Source organism: Lysinibacillus sp. NPDC093712 (assembly GCF_050280025.1).
In the GTDB taxonomy this organism is placed as follows: Bacteria; Bacillota; Bacilli; order Bacillales_A; family Planococcaceae; genus Lysinibacillus.
This window is the reverse complement of the sequence record NZ_JBNNUU010000001.1, coordinates 195,713-217,320: the sequence shown is the minus strand read 5'-3', so window position 1 is coordinate 217,320 and position 21,608 is coordinate 195,713. Positions and strand designations below refer to the sequence as shown.

The following is a 21,608-nucleotide window of genomic DNA, read 5'->3' as shown; positions in this document are numbered from 1 at the left end:
CATCCTTAACGATTAAATTTAAATGTGTCATCTGTAATTGGCGCTACTTTTGCTTTTGCATAAGTAGAACCTTTTTGTGAAAAGAAGTCATATGTTGAACCTTCGTTACGAATACCATTCATAACGATTGGATTCACTTCTTCTTCAGGGAACATTGGGTCAAACCCTACATTCATTAACGCTTTATTAGCATTATAGCGAACGTAAGCTTTTACTTCAGGCGATAAACCTGTTTCTGCATAAATATCATCTGTATAATTCATTTCATTTTGATATAAATCCAACAATAATTCATAACCCCATAATGTTAGCTCTTCTTGCTTTTCCTTAGAAAATTGCTTATATAAATTTTGTGCAAAGAAGCCTACTGCCACACCGTGGATGGATTCGTCGCGTAAAATAAGGGAAATAATTTCTGCACTATTGCGAAGAAAGCCTTGTCCTCCTAAGTATAATGGATAGAAGAAGCCAGAGTAGAAAAGGAATGATTCTAGCATAACGGACGAGAACATCGCTTTCCATAAACTTTCTGAATCCCCTTCTTCAATACCATTATAAATATCTGCAATTTTATTTGCCTTATATTGTAGATATTCATTTTTCTTTACCCATTCAAATAGCGAGTCAATTTCTTCATTTGTACAAAGCGTTGTGAATATATATGAGTAGGATTTTGCATGTATCGCTTCAAACGCATCAAATACAGTAAGGACCGCCTTTTCTTGAAGATCCGATGTATAAGCAGCGACACGGTTCATCCCAATATTCGTCTGAACTGTATCAAGTAATGTTAAGCCTGCGAATACTTTCTTATACGTATCTTGGTGTTCGAAATTTTTCCACTGCGGGATATCCTTACTAACTGCAATTTCTTCTGGAAACCAAATTTGTTTCCATTGTTGGTCCCAAAATACTTGTGCCAGTTCACTCGTTGACTTATTCCAATTGACCGCTTCGTAAATTATATTTGACATGCGACACACTCCTCTAAGCTTTGCAAACGTTGACGGACATAATAAACAGATTTAATTCCCTTTACCCAAGCATAAATATAAATTTTAGCCAACTGTTCCGTTGTCCAGTTATCCGTTACATACAGCGTCATCGAAATACCTTGGTCTACGTGTTTTTGAGATGCTGCATATAAATCGATTAAATCATATGGATTCACATCATAAGCTTCAACATATAAATGACTGTTATCATTTGTTAAATGTGGCATTGGATAAATTGTTCGACTATCCGCATAATCACGTACCTCTACGCGCTCAGTACTTGGTGCAATCGAAGCTGTACAGCTACGAATGTATGAAATACTACCAGTTGGTGCAATAGCTAGACGATAAGAATGGAATAAACCATATTGCATGACATCCTGTTTTAATGTTTCCCACATTTTTGATGTGACGATTGGAATATTTCCTAGTGCTTTTAATACAACAGGTGAGAGCTCTACTTCGATTTTATTTACATATTGATCAAAATAAACACCTGAAGCATAATCACTATCTTCAAAACGGTAGAAAGTTTCGCCTTGTTCCTTAGCAATCTCCATAGATGATTTAAGTGAATAATAGTTCATCGCTTCCATAAAGCGATCCATAAAATCAATCGAATCCTTTGAACCATACATGATGCCTTCTGTAACAAGATGTCCATGTAAATTCATACAACCAAGCCCTACCGAGTGCATTAGCTTATTTGCTTTAGCTACAGGCGGTACATTCGTGATGTTCGTCATTTGCGACACATTCGTTAATAAATGCATGGCTGTATCAACTAATGTTCCAAAATCATTTACTTTACTTGCGGCATGAATATCAATTGAACCTAAGTTACACGATACATCCAGCCCGTATTCATTTGGTTCATTTTGGTCAGTAATGATACTTGTTTCTTGTACTTGTAGAATTTCTGTACATAGGTTCGACATTTTTACACGACCTATATTTTTAAGTGGATGTACATCGTTGACATTATCATCAAAAATTTCGAAAGGATAGCCTGATTCAAATTGTGCTTTTTTCACTTCTGTATAAAGTCTACGAGCATTCAAGCGTTTAATCTTACGGATATTCGGGTTATCTAGTAACTCGTAATACATCTCAGTAATTGAGATTTCAGACATCCGTTTACCATATTCTTTATAAATATCATATGGGCTAAACAACACAATATCTTTATCACGTTTCATCAGTTCAAAGAAAATACTTGGAATAATAATACCTGTTGATAGCGTTGCAAGACGGATTTTATCATCCGCATTTGGCTTTTTCGATGAAATAAAATTTTCTATATCTGCGTGGAAAATATTTAGATAGACAACACCAGAGCCGTTTCGTTGTCCGAGCTGATTCGAATAGCTAAACGAATTTTCTAAAAGTTTAGCAACCGGGATAACACCACTTGCACGATTTAAAATTTCTTTAATAGGATCACCTAATGGACGTAAATCAGTTAAGTTTACCCCCACTCCACCTCCAAGGCGTGATAGCTCCAAACAATAACCAATATTTTCAGCAATACTATTCATTGAATCGTCCATTGATAGTTTAAAGCAGCTTACTAATTCGCCACGCGCTTTTTTCCCACTATTTAATGCGGTTGGTGTTGCTGGTTGGTACGCTTCCATCATTGCCTCAACAGAACGTTCTGCTAAAACAGTGTTCCCTTGTGCTAAATATAAAGCGATGATAACAATACGATCCTCATATTTTTCTAAAATTTCTTCTCCGTCACGACTTTTCATTGCGTAGCTATCATAAAATTTACTCGCACTCATAAAAGAAGGGAAGCGGAAATTATAATCGTATGCTTTTTTGTATAGATGTTTAATAAAATCTATTTCATACATGTCGATAAATTGTTTCTCATAGTAACCCTCATCGACTAAATAGCGAATTTTTTCTTCAATATCAATAAAATAACGTAGACGCACATTTACATATTCTAAAAAATAACGGCGTGTTGCTTCACGGTCCTTTTCAAGCTCTAATTGACCTGTCGTGCTATAGCGATTAAGCACCTCATTATTAAGCTTTAAATATGTTTTCATCCCTTCACCCTCGTTTCATAAAACATTTGTATTACTTCATAATCAGCCTGATATCCCCGTAAATCTAATTTACATACTAGCGGGACTTTATAGGCTTCTGCAATTTTCTCACCAGCTCCGCCAAACACATGGTGTCCAAAATTACTATTACCACTAACAGCTACTCCCTTGCAAAATTCCTTGTTTTGCTCTAAAAAGCGGTCTACTTTTGCAGGAATATCACCTAAGCCGTCTGTGTATGTTATTAAAAGATAGGGCTCAGTCAACAATAATCCATCATGTATTTCTATTGATTCACCATCTAATTTAGTAACAATATTACGCACATTACCTGTACGACTGGCATAAACGATCATATTGCAATCATCTCAATTTGAGAAACAATTTCTTTGACATCTCCTATAAATGTGTCATTTACTTCAAGAACAGGCACACTTAAAAAACCTGCGTCCATAATTTTTTGTTTCGCTTGCTCATCGTGATCAATGTTGACAATTTCTGCTTCAAGTCCTGCACGTTGTAATTCCGATTTGACCCAAAGACATTTTGGGCATATAGTTTTAGTATAAAGTTTCATTTTAAATTCCCTCTTTTCATAATATAAAAAGGCTATCTCTTGGGAGAGACAGCCTAAGTTAGAAACGTAAAAAAACAAAAAAAATCGTCACGTCCCCATTTCTTATTCCCCGAAGAAAGGTTGATTTGTTTTATGATAGGCAGGTCTCCTGGCTTTGCTTCACTCTCTGATTTCCTTCCCATACGAATGCACAGTGGATTAAATCATCGTCAGCTTTTACAGTTGCGGGGACAGCGTCGGAATATACCGAACTTCCCTATTACACTACATATTGTAGTACCTAAATAAAACGAACACAATATATTGTTATTCAATACAATTAAGTGTACCATCCTTCAAGTAAAAAGTAAATCTTGAAAAGGGAATTCTTTATTGTGTAACTTTTCGTTATTTTCTGTAGAACGAATTCGTAGTACCAAAGAATTATAGATTATTTTACATGGCGATCATCCATAAAATATAAGCATAATTTTTATTTTACTCCAACAAACAGCGATAGTTTCTTATAGAAATCAGGTGTTGCTGCTGCATAGATATTGAACTGAGGATTATATTTAGACAATAGTTTAACTAATAACATAGCACTTAAAAGATTTTGTTCACTATCATAAGTCCTATAACTCTCGTACAATTCTTTTACTTTATCATTCCCAGTATGACGAAAAAAATCTATCACATCTGCGTTCTTTAAATAATCATTTTTCCATTCGTAACAAATTAAATTTGTCAGAAAAAACATTTCCAATCCAGGCATTTTACCTATGTTGATAAGCATTGCCATTCCATAATCAAATGCATTTTCTTTCCATTTCAATGCCCGACGGTCATTATAAAAACGCATTAACTTTTGTAAACCATGTCCATTTTGTTTCACAAGATAAAAATGAATATTTGTATTGGCGTCAATTTTTTCCCATTGTTCAATGGTGAATTTATATTTTTTTATAAGCTTCATCCAAAGTTTCTGGAGCTGTTCTTTTGAAAAATAGTGTGTTTGTTCGTTCCACCAAAGAAAAGATTCAAAATATACTAGCGCATCAAGCCTCTCTAATTTCTCGTTATTAAAGCTTTCTAATAATTCTATAAAAAAAGAGTCTGTTCGATTTATTAAAGAATCCCTTTCCAGATCATCATGATTTTGCATACATTTCAAACCTTCTCTTTCCTTTTAAATTTATTTTTTGTAATGTGCTCGTTCCTTATTTAGCGCCTACTATTTCACGTTTTACATTTAAATAAGCATAATTAATATTTTTATAATCATGCTCATTTTCTTGTATTAGCCTGTTCATATATGTTTGCAAAGAAATGCCATTTTGACCCGAAAGGTTATTCATAATTTGTTGTTTTAACTGATTTTCATAAAATGAAATTGAATGTGATGTCATCTAGCTCACTCCTAAATTAGTCCATAAAAAAAACATCTTTCCTTTTACAGTAAAGATGTTAGCTATGACTGAAATACTGCATAGTTCTTCAACCAATGATAAATAAGTCGTCTATTGATAATAGACACCCTTTCTTTGGTTGTCGCACTATGAGTATGATGAAAACAATTCGCCACACTCAACACCCCCTATCCTCGTAGGTTTATTGGTTGTACTAGATAAAGGCAGGTCTCCTGGCTTATAGTCATCGCACATTTTTCCTTCCCATTACGACGTAACAGTGGTTTTTTAAAATGTGCTCCTATTTACAGTTGCGGGACAGCGTCGGATTTTAACCGTTCTTCCCTTTTAAACAAACTCACAATGAATTTGTACCTCTATCCTATTATTCCGTTTACATTATTATAACATATCCTATTTCACTCTCTAACAACTATCAAAGAATCGACAAGCCACGATGCGAAACATCATAAAAAAATCAGGAACACTGTTTAATTAACATTCCTGATTTCGATAATATTTATTCAATTAGTAGATTGCTCTATTGTTATAGCCTATTAATAGACGATTTCAAGTTTGTTACCTTAATAGAAGCTTCTCGCTTGTTTTCTGCATAGTCTGCACGGTCTTCACGAATAAAACTCATAGCTATGGCACCAAAAATTGCAGCAATACCAATTGCAAAAAAGTTAAACTGTGGTTGAAGATTAAAAGTTAGTAGAATTCCCATATAAGTTGGTGCAACAATTGAACCAATACGACCAAATGCCATTGTACTTCCAAGTGCTGCCGCGCGAACCTCCACTGAGTAATATTCAGCTATAAAGGCATTTGACATGTTTTGTAAACCGAGTGATGCTGCACCAATAATAATAATGAGCCCATAGGCCAAAAAAATATTTTTAGAGAAACCTATAAGTGTCAGGGATACGGCACCAACTAAATAAAGCGGGATAAGGACACGTTTGAAACCAAAGTATTTAATGACATTGCCTAATGCCAGCGTGCCTGCAATTGATCCGAATTGTAGTGCGACAATAAACATCAAACTTGAGCTTAAGCCATAGCCTGCATTCATCATTAAAGTTGGGAGCCATGTATTTAATGAATACATCAAGATAAATGTACAGAAACATGACAGCCAAAACATCATTGTACTTAAAGCAAGTTTGTTTTTAAATAGATCCCGCACTGGTGACTTTTGCATTTTTTCCTGTTCGACATATACAAATTGAATATCTTTAGGAAGCGTTGGTTCTATTTTTTGAAGGGCAGTAGCTAATGCTTTTGTATCCTTTTGTTGCACTAAAGAATGAATAGATTCTGGGATGATGCGTACAAAAAGAGGCAGTGTAAGAAGTGGTAAACCTGCAATCCAATAAACAGGTTGCCAACCGAATTTTTCTAAAAAAACCTGTCCACTGAATGAGGCTAGCATGGCACCTACAGAGTAACCACAAAAAATTATTGAAATAATGGCAGCACGATGTTTAGTCGGTGCGTATTCTGAAATTAAGGCTGCAATATTCGGCATCACACCACCAAATCCTAGCCCTGCAATAACACGAAAAATTACAAATAGTAGCGGTGATGTGGCAAATCCAGATAACAAAGTAAAGAAGCTGAAAATAAACGTTGTAAAAATAATAATGCGTTTTCTTCCGAAGTGATCTGCGTACAATCCGAATATGACAGCACCAATGGCCGTCCCTATCGTTGTATAACTACTAATTGACCCTGCTACAAGATTAGAGATGCCCCATTGTGCTTTTAACATAGGAATAGACGCACCATAAATAACAACATCATAGCCATCGAACATCATGATAAAAAACAAACAAATAATGAAACGATAATGAAACCCTTTTAATTTACTCTGATTAACTACATCAATGGGATTAACTATATTCACGGTAGCCTCCGACATACATTTAATTTAAGGTAAATGGCTATCATTTTTAAATGAAAAAAATTCATTTTAAGATGGTAGCCACGCTTATAAAAATCTACTAATTTATTGTTCAGTTACGTATCTCGCAAACAATGACAAAATTACAGAAAATGTACTATTGCCAAATTTCCTCTGCAACTTCTTTCACAAAGCGAAGTTTTTGCCATTGTTGTTCTTCCGTTAAAATATTGCCTTCTTCTGTCGATGAAAAACCGCATTGTGGACTTAAACAAAGCTGGTCAAGGGGTACATATGTTGCTGCCTCTTGAATACGTGCTTTTATTTTTTCTTTGTCTTCTAATTCACCTGACTTAGAAGTGATTAAGCCCAATACAACTTTTAGATCTTTGCGTTTTACATATTTTAATGGTTCAAAATTCCCTGAACGTTCATCGTCAAATTCTAAGAATAAACCATCAACATCTAAACCTCCGAATATTACTTCAGAAGCATAATCATATCCACCACTAGAGAAATAGTTAGATTTATAGTTCCCTCGACAAATATGCATTGTAATCACTAAATCCTCTGGTTTATGCGCAATGGATTCATTAATCATGCGTTGTAAGACTTTTAATTCTTCCGCTGGTTCTAATCCACGATTACGTAGCTTGTTGTGCCCTTCTTCTGAGAAAAAATCTGCCCATGCCGTGTCATCTAGCTGTAAGTAGCGGCATCCAGCGCCATAAAATGCTTTGATTGCTTTTTGATAAGCTTGAATTGTATCTTGTTGGAATTTTTCTCGATCTTCATATTTTTCAAATTCGATATCAGCACGGCATAAAAGCATATTTGGGCTCGGAATCGTTTGTTTTGCTAATGCGTCACCAGCATGCTCTTTTAAAAACTTGAAATGCTCTACAAATGGATGTGTAGAAAAGTCAATATCTCTAACTACACGAATACCACCTTTACGAGTCTCCATTTTATGGAACTGCAACCCCGTTTCTTTTGCATATAACTCTACACCATCAAGACCACCTAAAAAGTCAAAATGCCACCAGCTTCTGCGAAATTCGCCGTCTGTTACACCAATGACACCACTTTCTTTTTGCTTTTCAATAATGCGGATAATCTCATCATTCTCTATAACCGTTAATTCGTCAAATGAAATTGAGCCCGATTTATATTGTTCACGCGCCTGTATTAAATTTGCAGGGCGCAATAGGCTACCTACATGATCATAACGAAATGGTGAAGTTGCAATTTTGATTGTCATAAGTTGTATCCCCTTTAATCTGTAATGTAAGGAAAGTGTAACACGATTAAATTGGTAGCCTATAACACATATAAAATATCCTTAGCTATAGCTTTAAGCTATAGCTGATCTCGCTCTTCTTCAATTGTTTCTTTTAAATACTCAATATAAATAGTTGCCAGTGGGCTATTTTTGACGTTTTTATGGGTGATATATCCTACTGTAATCCGCTCCTCTACATGTAAAGGTACTGAAACAATTTCCTTACTATTTAGTTCATGACTAATCACCCCTGTAGAAATTGTATATCCATTTAAACCGATTAATAAATTAAAGAGAGTAGCCCGATCACTAACGCGTATGTTTTTAGGTCTAGAAATTGTACTTAAAATTTCCTCCGAAAAATAGAAAGAATTATAGTCCCCTTGTTCGAAGGAAAGATACGGGTACGGCATTAAATCTGATAATGTCACAAATTCCTTTTTGGCGAGTGGATTTTGCGAACTAATAAATACATGTGGTTTTGCTTCAAATAGCTCATGGAAAATTAGATTACCTTCCCTAAGAAATTTATGAATCACTTTTTGATTGAAATCATTGACGTATAAAATGCCAATTTCACTATGTAGATTTTTCACATCTTCGATAATCTCATAGGTCTTCGTTTCTCGTAACGTGAATTCGTATTCATCTCTGTTGTATTCTTTTAACAGACGTACAAAGGCACTTACTGCAAATGCATAATGCTGCGCTGATACCGAGAAGTGTTGTTGTGATGGTTGATTACTTGAATAACGATTTTCTAATAAAGCGGCCTGTTCAACTACTTGCCTTGCATAACCTAGAAACTCTAATCCTTCAGGTGTCATTACAATTCCTCTATTGGTTCTCATAAAAATAATAATGCCGATTTCATTTTCTAACTCTTTTAGTGCGTTCGAAAGGCTTGGCTGACTAATAAATAATTTTTGTGCAGCCTTACTAATTGAACGACTCCTTGCAACCTCAATCACATATTTTAATTGTTGTAATGTCATGAATTTATACCTCTTTCTTAAAAGCACTTAAAATAAAAAAACGAATATATAGCTCCAATCATTGTACATCACTACTCCGTAATTGGTGGCAATTTTATAAAGTCTATCCTACGTTATAGCTCACATAAGATTGAGCCAAGTCAGAACGATCACTATTGTCTAAGTGCAAAAAGAAAGACCCAAGCATGGTATAATACCCTACTTAGGTCTCCCGCTGTATTGCTTGTCTATAAAAGAAACTGTAGCAAATTCATTTTTCGCTATTTTAATGTAACACTGTTGTCTTGAAAAAATTTATCCATCGCTTCATCTGAAAAATCCGAAACGGTTTTGTAAAAATATTGTGGATTTCGATCCTTATCAATCACAACTGACCTTACACCCTCATAGAAGTCTTCATGCTTCAAAAAGTTTTTTGCCAAAATAAAATCCGTGGCAAAGCATTCTTCTACTGATTGATTTACCCCATCTATTAATTGTTTTAACGTAATTTTCAATGATGATGGCGATTTAGACAGAAGCAATTGCTTCGTTTCTAAAGCAAAATTGCTCGAATCATTGTCTAACGATTGGAAAATGTCCGTTATTGAATTTTGTGAAAAATGTTCATCAACAGCACATTGTATAGCAGCAAGTTTCCCATTTTCCAATGGACTACTTGTATATTCAGCTACTAGCTTGTTTAAAGTCTCAAGTACTTCTTGCCCATGCCAGTCTGTCTGTTCCACGCGTGATAGGAATTCAAGTAGTTGTTTACTTTCCATAAAATAATCTGCAGCACTTGCAAATAAGATGTCCTCTGATTGAATAACAGAGGCTGTTAACGCTAAATAACGACCTAAAAACCCTGGTGCTTTATTTAAGAAATAGGCTGCTCCAACATCAGGAAAGAAACCGATGTCCGTTTCTGGCATAGCCCATTTTGTACGTTCCGTTACAATACGGTGACTGGCACCATAAGTTAAACCCACTCCCCCTCCCATAACGATACCGTCTAAACAGGCGATAATCGGTTTTGAATAGTTATAGATAGCCAGATCTACTTGATACTCTACTTCGAAAAAAGTTTCAGCCTTTTTCAACGCCTCCGGACTGGAACATGCCTGATAGAGCATTTTAATATCCCCTCCGGCACAAAAACCTTTACTTCCTTCACCCTTTAAGACGACTATATGAACTTCATCGTTTGCTTCCCATTCTTTTAACTTTTCACCAATCGGTTTCAGCATCTCATAGGAAAGGGAATTTAAAGCTAGCGGACGGCTTAGCACAATATTTGCCACCCCTCCATCACTAACCGAAAATAATACTTCGTTATCCATGCTAAATTCCTCCCTTAAAAATGTTTAAAATGTGGTTGTCTTTTGTCAACAAATGCCTGTACACCTTCTTTTGCGTCTTCCGTTAAAAACAGTTCTGCAAAAAGCTCTCGTTCCTTTTTAAGCCCTGCTTCAAGATTTTCTTTCGTCCCTTGCATCACACAGTCGATTGTACGTGATACACTCGTCATACTTTTTCCTTCAATAAAAGATTGAGCAACATCCTTTGCCGTTGCTAGCAGCTCTTCAGATTCCGTTATCATTTCGATAATGCCAAGCTGCATCGCTTCCTCAGCGTTTAATTGTTTGCTAGTTACTATTAATTGCAAAGCTTTTGCTCTACCAGTTATGCTCGTAAGCCGTTGTGTACCACCAAACGTAGGAAGTAACCCGAGCTTTAATTCAGGTAAACCTAGAATTGCCTTATTCGATGCGATTCGGAAATGACAACCTAAAGCTAGTTCTAACCCACCACCAAGGGCAGGTCCATTAATAGCTGCAATAACAGGCTTTTTCATAGCTTCAATTTCATTACATAGTGCTTGTCCTGCTTCAGCCATTTTCAATGCAGCTTCCCGCTGTCCAAAGGCATCAACAAATTCCTTAATATCTGCACCTGCTACAAAAAATCTACCGAAACCTGTCAGAATAATGGCCATCGTTTCTTTATCTTCCGATAGCTCTTGAAAAATAGAACGCAAATTTTCAATACAAGTTGATGATAAAGTATTTGCCGGAGGATTATTCACATGAACTATAGTAAGGAAACCCTCTTTTCTTACATTTGCCAACGTATCGATCATATTCTTGCCCTCCTATTTGCTCGATTTTAGTAACAAACAATAGTTTATTAGTCTATTTCATGCTTTTCATAAAAAAGATTTCGGATTGTTGAGGATTATTTTCGCAATTTCTCTTTTCTTCATAAAAAGATTCTGATAAATCGGTATGGACTGAGCATGGATTTCATCTATCCATGTTTTTCTTTTTTCCTCATCCACTTCAGCGGCTGAAATGATTTCGATTGCATATCCTTCGATTTTTCGATAACCTTCCTCACATAAGACATCTGTCATCAACCACTTTAATCGTTCACCTTCACCATTCTTTTGTCTGCTAGCCTTTTCTGTTCTCAACAAAGATGTTTCTATCACATAGAACTCCTTTACCATGTCAGCCAGCAGTCGCATGTATTCCTGCTCAAGTTCCAAATTAATGGAGGCATTTGAAATTGCATGCCATGTCCTTTTCAATAAATATTCGGACCGTTGAATGTAGTGTTGATTTCTTGCAGATTGTCGCTCATTAGATGTGAAATTTTCGAAGGAATTTGCTTGTGCATACCTCTTTGCTACAATCTTAGAAATGGTTAAGCGATTAATTTCATTTGTCCCTTCAAAAATACGACTAATCCTTGCATCTCGGTATAGTCGCTCCACTTGATACTCCTGCATATACCCATACCCGCCATGTATTTGCACAGCTTCATCTACAATGAACCCAAGTATTTCAGAGCAATTCACTTTATTAAGTGCGCATTCCATAGCAAAATCCGATATGTTTTTGATGATTGTCTCCTGATTAGCTGAGTCAATGGCATTATCTATGTCTCCTGCTGTCCTATAAGCAGCGCTTTCTGCACCATATATCGCAACAGCCATGTTTGCCAGCTTCTCCTGAATCATCGTAAAATGAACGATAGACGAATCAAATTGTTTACGTTCTTTCCCGTAATTCATAGCAAGCTGAAGTGCTTGTTTTGATGTGCCAATATTTGAGAATGCTAGTTTAAGGCGTGCCATATTTAGTACATTCATTGCAACTTTGTGACCTTTTCCAACTTCCCCAAGTACATTTTTATTAGGTACTGCAACGTTTTCTAAAATAAGGGTAGCGGTAGAAGAACCTTTTATGCCCATTTTCTCTTCTTCTTTACCTATTGATACACCTTTATAAGTCCGTTCCACAATAAATGCTGTCATTCCCCCGTCAGTTTTAGCAAAGACAACAAAGACATCAGCCAACTGAGCATTGGTAATCCATTGTTTCTCTCCATTTAACAACCACATCGTCCCGTCCTCATTCAATACAGCGTTCGTTCTCGGGCGAAGTGCATCAGAACCAGCATCTGATTCTGTCAATGCATACGCACCAATCCATTCCCCTGATGCTAATTTTGGCAAGTATTGCTTCTTTTGCTCCTCATCGCCAAAATATATATATGGTAATGTACCAACACCTGCATGAATATTATAGGAGACACTAAATGAGCCACCAAACCCTATTTTCTCCGCAACTAGTCCTGAAATTTTCTTATTTAGCGCGAACCCTCCATACTTTTCAGGCACTTCAATAGCAAGTAAGCCAATGTCACCTGCTTTTTGAAATAATCTACGGGTAACATCATACTGGTGTTTCTCAATAAGTGCCATATTAGGTGTAACATCATTTTTTATGAACAACTCTGCCGTTTTTGCGATGAGTACTTCATCATCGCAAAAATCTTCTGGTGTAAAAATATTAGCCATGCTTTCCTCATTCATAATCTTGTCATCTATTTTTCCCATACTAGCCCCCCAGTGTTACAAGTACTCTATCTCCACTTGTGTTAAGAAAGATGTAGGAGAAAAGTAAATTACTGTTCTCCTACGCACTATCCTTTTATCTCCTCTTTAGGCAAGATCGTTTTAGCCAGCTCATTATCCAAATCTTCAAATTTGTAATAAGAAATCGTTTCATATAGTTCACTTCTCGTTTGCATATCTTCAATAGCTTCTTTTTGAGTTCCTGTATTTTTTATTAATTCAAATACTCGCTCATAAGCTTTTGCTGCTACTCTCATGGATGTAACAGGATAAATGACCATCGCATAGCCCATTTTTTCAAACTCTTTAGCTGTATAATACGGTGTTTGACCAAATTCCGTCATATTCGCTAATAATGGTGCAGTTATTTCATTGGCAAATTGTTTAAACTCTTTTTCGTTTTGTAATGCTTCTGGAAAAATTGCATCAGCACCAGCTGCTATATACGCTTTTGCTCGTATGATAGCCTGTTCTAAACCTTCCACAGATCTTGCATCTGTCCGAGCAATAATGACTAAGGTAGGGGCTATTTGTTTAATGGTTTTAATTTTTTGTATCATGTCATCTTGAGATACAAGCGTTTTTCCATTTAAATGGCCACATTTTTTCGGTAAATTTTGATCTTCCAGCTGCACCGCGGCAACTCCTGCTTCTACCATTTCACGAGCAGTTCGTGCGACATTTAATACACCACCAAAACCTGTATCAATATCCACAAGCATTGGGACATTAGTAGCTCGGATAATATCGCTTGCACAATGGGCTACTTCATTCGAATAAATCATTCCTAAATCAGGTAAGCCTCGACTCGCTGTATAAGCAGCTCCAGATAGATATAATGCCTCGAAGCCTGCTTTTTTAGCCATTAAACCTGCCATGGCGTCATGCGCACCAGGTATTTGTAATATATCTTTACGAGCAATTAAAGCTCGAAATTGTTCAGCCATTTGTTTTTGTGAAACAGTTTCATTGACAATCCACGCCATCTACAAAAACCTCCCTTCTCGTTAAACAAATAAATTGACAAATTCGTTAACATAGCTATTTTCGACAAGCTCTTTATCGGAACAGATACGATTTATTTTGTTCAATTGTTTTTGAGAAAAATGTGTACTAATGTTTTGCTGAAATTTATCAATAATTTGAGGGAATGCTTCCTCACGACGGAAACGGTGCCCTAACGGGTATTCACATTCCACTAACTCAGACATTGAACCGTCTTTATAATAAACTTGCACAGCATTGGCGATCGAGCGTCTTTCAGGGTCTAGATAATCGATTGTATATTGTGATTTTTCTACGACTACCATTTTATTTCTCAAGTCATCAATTCGTGGATCTGCCGCTACGTTATCCTCATAATGGTCTGCCGTAATATCGCCATAGATAAGTCCAATTGCTGTAATGTATTGAATGCAGTGATCACGGTCTGCTGGATTATTAAGAGGTCCCTCTTTATCAATAATTCGTATCGCAGATTCATGTGTTGTAATTTGAATGCGCTCAATGTCATGTAAACGATTTTTCACTTCATGATGTAAATGCACGGCACATTCTGCAGCAGTTTGCGCATGAAATTCAGCTGGAAAAGAAACTTTAAATAGAACATTTTCCATCACATAAGAATCCAGTGTTCTTGCAAGCTTTAAGTCTTGTTTATTGAAGAGTACGTCTTGAAAGCCCCAGCCAGGCGCAGATAATGCTGTCGCATACCCCATTTCCCCTTTCACAGCCATCATCGCTAGTTGGACTGCCCTACTTGTTGCATCTCCCGCTGCCCATGATTTTCTAGAGCCTGTATTCGGTGCATGGCGGTATGTTCGTAAGCTTGAATTATCAATCCAAGCATTTGATAAAGCATTAATCATTTCTTCACGATTTCCTCCTAATGCTTTGGTAACTACCGCTGTCGATGCAATTTTGACAAATAAAACATGATCCAATCCAACACGATTCAGACTATTCTCCAATGCGAGTATCCCTTGAATTTCATGGGCTTTTATCATCATTTCTAATACTTCTTTGATTTTAAGTGGCTCTTTCCCTTCGGCAATTCGTGTACGACTCAAATAATCTGCCACTGCTAATATGCCACCTAAATTATCAGAAGGATGTCCCCATTCTGCAGCAAGCCATGTGTCATTGTAATCTAACCAGCGAATCATACATCCTATATTGAAGGCCCCTCTTACGGGATCGAGAACATAAGAAGTTCCTGGAACACGTGTACCATTTGGAACTACAGTGCCAGCAACTACTGGTCCGAGGAGTTTTGTACATTCTGGGTACTGTAAGGCCAAAATGCCGCAACCTAAAGTATCTAATAAAACATAGCGTGCCGTTTCATAAGCTTCTTCACTTGTAATCGTAGTATTTAATACATAATCAGCAATATCCGTAAGTAATTGATCTGTCTTAGATATGTCATTTGTTTTAATCATCTATATCTTCCTTTCAAGTCATAAATTTGATATACTAGTATACTGATGGGCATTGGTCAGAATACCCATCAGTTCTATGGCGAGTTGTTAATACTTGACTATACCGACAATTCTTCAAGGTTATGACGCTCGCCAATATAATGAACACGAGGTCTAAATAATCGATTATTATCATGCTGTTCAATCACATGAGCACACAGGCCAATCGTTCGTGAACCGAAAAAGATAGGTGTATAGATTTCAATAGGCAAGCCTAGCATGTAGTATACTGGTGCTGCATAATAATCTAAATTTGGATATAATCCTTTTTCCTGTACCATCACTTTTTCGCCAGCTTCGCACATGTGATATAAACGGTCATCACCTTGCTCCAAACATAATTTATACAAAGCCTCTTTCATTATTTGTGCTCTTGGGTCCATCTTTTTCATATAGACACGGTGACCGAAGCCCATAATTTTTTCTTTATTTTGTAGTTTACTTTTTAGTAAGTTTTCAAAGCCTTCTATTGTTTTAGCTTCAAGCAGCATATACATCACCGCCTCATTTGCCCCACCATGTAAATTCCCTTTCAATGAAGCGACAGCTCCCGTTAAGGCGCCATACAAATCTGATTGCGTAGAGGCGATAACACGAGCCGTAAACGTTGAATTTGGCATCTCATGTTCGCTATATAACACGAGCGACTGATCAAAAATCTCCTCTTCTAACGCCGTTGGTTGTCTGCCAGTAATCATGTAATAAAAATTGGCACTATAAGAAAGTTCGCTATCTGGCTTGACCACATCTTGGCCGTTTAAGACGCGATAGCTATTGGCGACGATGTTAGGCATACCGCCTAAAAGTCTATAAGCCCGCGTCAAATTCACTTCAGTCGAACGATCATTGATGTGCTGATCATAGCCCGCTAGAACAGAGATTCCAGTTCTTAGCCCATCCATTGCATGTGTTCCATTAGGCAAGAGTTTAAAAATTTGAAAGATATCTTGTGGTACCTGATAATAGGATTTCAACCTATCCTGCAAATCAGCCTGTTGCTCGGTAGTTGGTATTTCTCCATGCAACAATAAATGGACAATGTCTAAATACGAATATCTTTGTGATAATTCAATTAAGTCATAGCCTCGTATTACAATTTGACTCCCGATAGTGTCTAAAAATGATAGCTTTGTTTCAGCAGCAATAATTCCATCAAGACCTGGTGAATACGTTAACTCCATCAATGACAGCCCCTTTGTTTAATTTTCTTGTAAGCGTTACCATTCGTGCACAAAAGAACAACAAAAAAACAACTTCTACCCCTTTAGAAGTTGTTAACCGACAAAAGCATGATAGCCCAAAAAAACTGTGAATTTACAGTTGAATTCACAAAAATCATGCAGTAGCTAACACCTCCCTATCCTCGTAGGTAAATTGATGCGTTATTCAGTGGCAGGTCTCCTGACTTATGATCAACGTTAAATAACCCCTTCCCATTTTGACAATCAAAACAGTGGTATTGTTATGTAACTCCTAAATACAGTTGCGGGACAGTGTTGGAATCTCACCAACTTCCCTTTTAATCAAATGAAAAAATTCATTTAAACCACCAAAATTTAGCATATTCAATTTGTCTTTCAACCTTAACATAGAGACTTATAAACAATCAATATAGCTAAAATTCAGAAAAAACAAATAATGGAAAGCTATTTTCCATCATTAATGAACTATTTTTCGTTTTTCAGCACTATTTTGTATAAAAAGTTTTTAAAAACACCTCTACTGATTCTATTATCTTCGTAGATGCCCATTATTCTAGCACCAATTGTTTTTTCCCAACATCTCTTCTTTAAAATGCCTCTCATACAATCTTGTCTACAGCCTTCTATATGTATTTTTCTTTTTTCTTTAAACAAATAATCATACAGCTATAGAAGTCCTTAGCCGTTTTTCCTTCTATTTAATATCACCTAACCTTTAAACCGAAAAAGCCATTTGACATTAATTAAAAATTAACATCAGATGGCTTCTTATCGTCTTTTTTATGGCAAACAAGAAAAAGCCCACTTGGGTGATGGATGAGTGTCAAAGACATGTACTCATAATCACGCAGTAGGGCACTATTTAATCACGATAATTCTACATACTCGAGGAGACTTGGTCCCCTCGAGTGAAATTGATGCATCGTTTATTTTCACTTCAATCCGTTTGCACTTATGAACAAAGTTGTGATGCTGTTGGAATAAATGATTCGACAATGGCAGCTAAAGCTTGAATGGTATCATAGCTATCACCTGGAAACTCCGATTGGGCAAATTCTACTTGAAGTTCCTCACACAATCTATGACATTCATATCCGACTTCAAAATAGGACTCAATATCCGCTGAAAGGGAAAGGAGCTCACAAGTGACGATACCTTGAGCACCCTCGCCTTGCAATGAATTAATCTTATCTTTTACATTTGGACCTAGCCAGTCACCTTTCCCATGACCACTTCGATATGTAATATGCCAGTTATCAATTTGAACTGCTTTTGAAATGGCTTCGGCTAATTCGGAAAACTGGCGTACGTAGTTTTCATTTTTTTCGGGATCAATTGGCTGACTATGGACTGTATATAAAACATGCGTCTGAGCTCGTTTTTCACCAGGAATCCATTCAAATGCACGTTGAACACGATCTTTATATACAGCAAGTAATTCATCGTTTAAATGCCAATTTTTCGCATGAATGACCTTAACGTCATGAGAAGCTAATAACGTACTAACTTCATTATGAAACGCTGCAGCACCTGTAGACATAATCGGATTTACAGGTAGCGTAATAAACGTTGTGATACCATCTTCAAGCATTGTGTCAACAACATCCGGAATATAAGGTTCTGTATGTTTGTATGCGTTATATACTTTTACAGGCTGTGTTAAGCGATGTTGTAAAGCATGTTCCAGCCCTTTAGCAATACGCCCCGTATTTGCTGCTAATGGATCAACACCACCTAATTTTTTAAATTGTGCCGTAACGTTTTCAATCACATGTGGTGGTGGTGTTTTACCTTTCATTATATGTGTAAAATAAGGTGATACATCGTCTAACGATTTCGGTGCGCCATAAGCGTAATAAATTATACCAATCATATTTTAAATCTCCTTTTCTTCCTTATAATAAGTTAATTTTTATGGGTGTTAGTTGCTGCATATTTCTACCCGAAATATGAGCCTTCATCATTTACAAGAACTGGAGCACAATTTTACCGGGGTAAAGATTGGATTTCCATCTTGCATATAAATTTCAGCATCAATTTCAAAAATTGTTTGAAACATTTCTTTACATAATACACAATGTGGTGAATCGTCGTAATGTATTTTTCCTTTCTTTAGTACAATCAGACGTTCGCTATTTTGTGCAGCTTGGTTAATATCATGTAACACCATAATAACGGTCATATTGTATTTATGATTTAACTCTTTTACAAGCTCCATCACTTCTAATTGGTGTGCAATATCTAGATATGTTGTTGGTTCATCTAGCAGTAACACTTTAGGATGCTGTGCTACAGTCATTGCGATCCAAGCACGTTGCCGTTCACCTCCAGACATCGAAGGCAGTACACGATTTTGCAAGTCTTTCAATCCAGTTACGTCAATCGCCCAATCGACAATTTCTTTATCCTCTTTTGATAGGACCGTCTTCCCTCCGCTATGCGGATGACGCCCAAACTCTACTAACTCGCGCACTGTTAAATCTAATTGATGACTATTCATTTGCGGGAGCATCGTTAGTGTTTTAGCCACTTCTTTCGACTTCATTTCATGAATGTTTCGTTCATCTAAAAATACTGTACCACTATTCGGTTTTAAAAGACGTGAAATCACACGTAATAATGTTGATTTCCCCGAGCCATTCGGACCTATTAAACTAACAACTTCTCCTTCATTGATCTTCAAGGTAATATCATCTAACTTGAACTTGGTGAACTCATGTTGATATTGAATGTGCTCAGTTCGTAGCAATGGAATTCCCCTTTCTATGAATTAAATAAAGGAAATACGGCCCACCAATGAATGCTAGTAAAATGCCAACAGGAAACTCAATAGGATCAAATACTGTTCTCGCAATTGTATCAGCGAAAACAACAAGTAAGCCACCAGCTAAAGCTGAAGTAGGTAGTAAATACTTATGATCTCCTCCAATAATTAGTCGTAAAATATGCGGTACAACCAAACCTACAAACCCAATTAATCCGGCAACACTTACTGCTATTCCTGCTAATAACGTACTTAATGCAATTAAAAAGAATCGACTTCGTTCAACATTGTGCCCTAATAAGCTTGCCATTTCATCTCCTAGACGCATGATACGAATATGTTTAATTGCATAAATTGATAATACAAGTGCTACAAGGACATAGTAAATAATCATTTTAAATTGCACCCAACCAACACCTGTCAAACCACCAGACAACCATGGTAAGACAGATTGTACACGATCGCTATACAAAATCATTAGTGCATTTGTTCCTGCACCACAAAGTGCGTTAATGGCTACCCCTACTAAAATGATTCGCATTGGGGATGTACCACCCTTTTTCACCGATAAAGAATACACTATCATTGCGGCGACAAAGGCACCTAAAAAAGCTGCAATAGGTAAGTATATGATATAGCCAGGAAAAACAACCATTACAGCCACCGCCATAATTCCAGCGCCGGAAGTAATTCCAATAACCCCTGGATCAGCTAATGGATTTTGCATGACACCTTGTAAAATCGAACCTGCAATAGCCAAACAAACACCTATAATTATACCCGTTAGTATACGGGGCATACGGATTTCCCACACGATTCGTCGTGCCATCGTATCTTCGGAACTAAAAATTCCATTAAACACTTCACTTACCGAAAACGAAACCTGCCCGATCATAAGGCTACCGACACTCACTATGACCAAAAGGATCGGTAACATTATTAACGCCATTCTTCGTTTTTTAGCAAGAGGATGTGCATATTTTTCCTCTTCTACTATCATCGTCATTTCCCCGCTATAAAGAATTATTTCACTGCTTCTTCTGCTGTCTTTAAAACTCCTCGCATATAGTCAATGGCTTCTACAACCTGTGTGCCAGGATTGTCAAACAATTCTGCTGGTAAAATGATAATCTGATTATTTTTGACTGCATCTAAATTTTTCCACGCCGCATTTTCTTTTAATTGTTTTTCAAATCCTTCTTTTACAGTCGCTGGATTTGCGTGCGTAATCAGCATAATTACTTTTGGGTTGCGTTCAACAATTTTCTCAACACTTAGATTTGCGTAAGTTGGAAACTTATCTGTCGCTGGTAAATCGGCTGCGATATTTTTACCACCTGCCTTATTTAAAATATCTCCGTATAACGAATTATCAAGCGCAGCTAAATATGTACCTGGTGCTCCGTAAACGATTAAAGCATCTAAAGTTGATTCTGAACTGCCTTTTGCAATCTTCTCATCTATTTGTGCAACTAACTCATCTGCTTTTGCTGTGTTATTAAATAACACGCCATACTTTGAAATCGTTTTTTTAATATCATCTACTGAATTCATGTTCAAGTAAACAATTTTTGTACCTGTAGCTTCCACCGTTGTAGCGAATTGCTGAAAGCTTGGTGGTACAATAAGTATATCCGCATTCAATGCAGCAATCTGCTCAAATGACGGTTCATGCGGGTTACCTATTTCTTGAATCGCTTTTACTTCCGCCTTCATATCGGTTGTAATCGTAGGTCGACCAGTAACATTTGCACCTAACGCAAGCAAAATATCCATCATTCCTGGATTTAACGTTGCAACTGAATTCGGTGTTGCTTCAAACTCAAGCTTATTTCCAAGGTCATCTATTAATGTTACTGCCCCTCCTGTTTCAACTTGTTGTTCCATTTCTACTTTATCTGTTGAAGCATTCCCATCCGCTGGTTTACTTTCTTCTCCACATGCTGCTAATGATAATGCTAACGCACCTACTAATAGAAATTTAAACTTCTTCATGTTAACTACCAACCTTTTCTTTTAATTTAAAATTGAAATGAAATTGATAATCATTCT

At 36.6% G+C, this 21,608-nt stretch carries 19 protein-coding genes and 3 riboswitches; all 19 genes read right to left on the bottom strand.

Going from position 1 to position 21,608, the window contains the following annotated elements:
* Positions 1 to 5: 5 nt before the first annotated feature.
* Positions 6 to 974 (bottom strand): class 1b ribonucleoside-diphosphate reductase subunit beta, encoded by a 969-nt coding sequence (gene nrdF, locus ACQKNX_RS01095; RefSeq protein ID WP_427427183.1) that lies wholly within the window; start codon positions 972 to 974, stop codon positions 6 to 8.
* Positions 962 to 3,055, bottom strand: a complete 2,094-nt coding sequence (gene nrdE, locus ACQKNX_RS01090) for a class 1b ribonucleoside-diphosphate reductase subunit alpha (protein ID WP_427427182.1) — start codon at positions 3,053 to 3,055, stop codon at positions 962 to 964. The genes nrdF and nrdE overlap by 13 nt, the downstream gene beginning before the upstream one ends.
* Positions 3,052 to 3,411, bottom strand: coding sequence for a class Ib ribonucleoside-diphosphate reductase assembly flavoprotein NrdI (gene nrdI / locus ACQKNX_RS01085; RefSeq protein ID WP_427427181.1), 360 nt, complete (start codon positions 3,409 to 3,411; stop codon positions 3,052 to 3,054). The genes nrdE and nrdI overlap by 4 nt, the downstream gene beginning before the upstream one ends.
* Complete coding sequence (locus ACQKNX_RS01080) at positions 3,408 to 3,632, bottom strand: glutaredoxin family protein (protein ID WP_173478376.1); 225 nt, start codon at positions 3,630 to 3,632, stop codon at positions 3,408 to 3,410. The genes nrdI and ACQKNX_RS01080 overlap by 4 nt, the downstream gene beginning before the upstream one ends.
* Positions 3,633 to 3,753: 121 nt before the next feature.
* Positions 3,754 to 3,931: riboswitch (cobalamin riboswitch) on the bottom strand.
* A gap of 173 nt (positions 3,932 to 4,104) precedes the next feature.
* On the bottom strand, positions 4,105 to 4,776 hold the full coding sequence (locus ACQKNX_RS01075) for a hypothetical protein (protein WP_427427180.1): 672 nt from the start codon (positions 4,774 to 4,776) through the stop codon (positions 4,105 to 4,107).
* Between the two features lie 55 nt (positions 4,777 to 4,831).
* Positions 4,832 to 5,020 (bottom strand): hypothetical protein, encoded by a 189-nt coding sequence (locus ACQKNX_RS01070; RefSeq protein ID WP_402759812.1) that lies wholly within the window; start codon positions 5,018 to 5,020, stop codon positions 4,832 to 4,834.
* Positions 5,021 to 5,226: 206 nt separating this feature from the next.
* A riboswitch (cobalamin riboswitch) is annotated at positions 5,227 to 5,414 on the bottom strand.
* A 153-nt stretch (positions 5,415 to 5,567) separates the two neighbouring features.
* Positions 5,568 to 6,932 carry an MFS transporter gene (locus ACQKNX_RS01065; protein ID WP_427427179.1) on the bottom strand — a complete coding sequence of 455 codons (1,365 nt, stop codon included), beginning with the start codon at positions 6,930 to 6,932 and terminating at the stop codon, positions 5,568 to 5,570.
* Positions 6,933 to 7,086: 154 nt separating this feature from the next.
* Positions 7,087 to 8,190: a 5-methyltetrahydropteroyltriglutamate--homocysteine S-methyltransferase gene (locus ACQKNX_RS01060; RefSeq protein WP_427427178.1), complete on the bottom strand. Its 1,104-nt coding sequence runs from the start codon at positions 8,188 to 8,190 to the stop codon at positions 7,087 to 7,089.
* Positions 8,191 to 8,288: 98 nt separating this feature from the next.
* Positions 8,289 to 9,206 carry a LysR family transcriptional regulator gene (locus tag ACQKNX_RS01055; protein ID WP_427427177.1) on the bottom strand — a complete coding sequence of 306 codons (918 nt, stop codon included), beginning with the start codon at positions 9,204 to 9,206 and terminating at the stop codon, positions 8,289 to 8,291.
* A 260-nt stretch (positions 9,207 to 9,466) separates the two neighbouring features.
* A complete protein-coding gene (locus ACQKNX_RS01050; RefSeq protein ID WP_427427176.1) occupies positions 9,467 to 10,528 on the bottom strand; it encodes an enoyl-CoA hydratase/isomerase family protein in 1,062 nt (353 codons plus the stop codon).
* Between the two features lie 14 nt (positions 10,529 to 10,542).
* Positions 10,543 to 11,328 (bottom strand): enoyl-CoA hydratase-related protein, encoded by a 786-nt coding sequence (locus ACQKNX_RS01045; protein WP_427427175.1) that lies wholly within the window; start codon positions 11,326 to 11,328, stop codon positions 10,543 to 10,545.
* A gap of 66 nt (positions 11,329 to 11,394) precedes the next feature.
* Complete coding sequence (locus ACQKNX_RS01040; protein WP_427427174.1) at positions 11,395 to 13,092, bottom strand: acyl-CoA dehydrogenase family protein; 1,698 nt, start codon at positions 13,090 to 13,092, stop codon at positions 11,395 to 11,397.
* 86 nt (positions 13,093 to 13,178) lie between these two features.
* The gene (gene prpB, locus ACQKNX_RS01035; protein ID WP_427427173.1) at positions 13,179 to 14,096 is read right to left on the bottom strand and encodes a methylisocitrate lyase; all 918 of its coding nucleotides are present in this window, start codon (positions 14,094 to 14,096) and stop codon (positions 13,179 to 13,181) included.
* A gap of 21 nt (positions 14,097 to 14,117) precedes the next feature.
* Entirely contained in the window at positions 14,118 to 15,551 is a 1,434-nt protein-coding gene (gene prpD, locus ACQKNX_RS01030; protein WP_427427172.1) for a 2-methylcitrate dehydratase, read from the bottom strand.
* Positions 15,552 to 15,649: 98 nt separating this feature from the next.
* A complete protein-coding gene (mmgD, locus tag ACQKNX_RS01025) occupies positions 15,650 to 16,771 on the bottom strand; it encodes a citrate synthase (protein ID WP_427427171.1) in 1,122 nt (373 codons plus the stop codon).
* Between the two features lie 193 nt (positions 16,772 to 16,964).
* A riboswitch (cobalamin riboswitch) is annotated at positions 16,965 to 17,156 on the bottom strand.
* A 588-nt stretch (positions 17,157 to 17,744) separates the two neighbouring features.
* The gene (locus tag ACQKNX_RS01020; protein ID WP_427427170.1) at positions 17,745 to 18,665 is read right to left on the bottom strand and encodes a ferrochelatase; all 921 of its coding nucleotides are present in this window, start codon (positions 18,663 to 18,665) and stop codon (positions 17,745 to 17,747) included.
* 87 nt (positions 18,666 to 18,752) lie between these two features.
* Positions 18,753 to 19,541, bottom strand: a complete 789-nt coding sequence (locus tag ACQKNX_RS01015; RefSeq protein ID WP_401018838.1) for an ABC transporter ATP-binding protein — start codon at positions 19,539 to 19,541, stop codon at positions 18,753 to 18,755.
* A complete protein-coding gene (locus tag ACQKNX_RS01010) occupies positions 19,528 to 20,562 on the bottom strand; it encodes a FecCD family ABC transporter permease (protein ID WP_427427169.1) in 1,035 nt (344 codons plus the stop codon). The genes ACQKNX_RS01015 and ACQKNX_RS01010 overlap by 14 nt, the downstream gene beginning before the upstream one ends.
* A 17-nt stretch (positions 20,563 to 20,579) precedes the next feature.
* The gene (locus tag ACQKNX_RS01005; protein WP_427427168.1) at positions 20,580 to 21,551 is read right to left on the bottom strand and encodes an ABC transporter substrate-binding protein; all 972 of its coding nucleotides are present in this window, start codon (positions 21,549 to 21,551) and stop codon (positions 20,580 to 20,582) included.
* Positions 21,552 to 21,608: the final 57 nt, after the last annotated feature.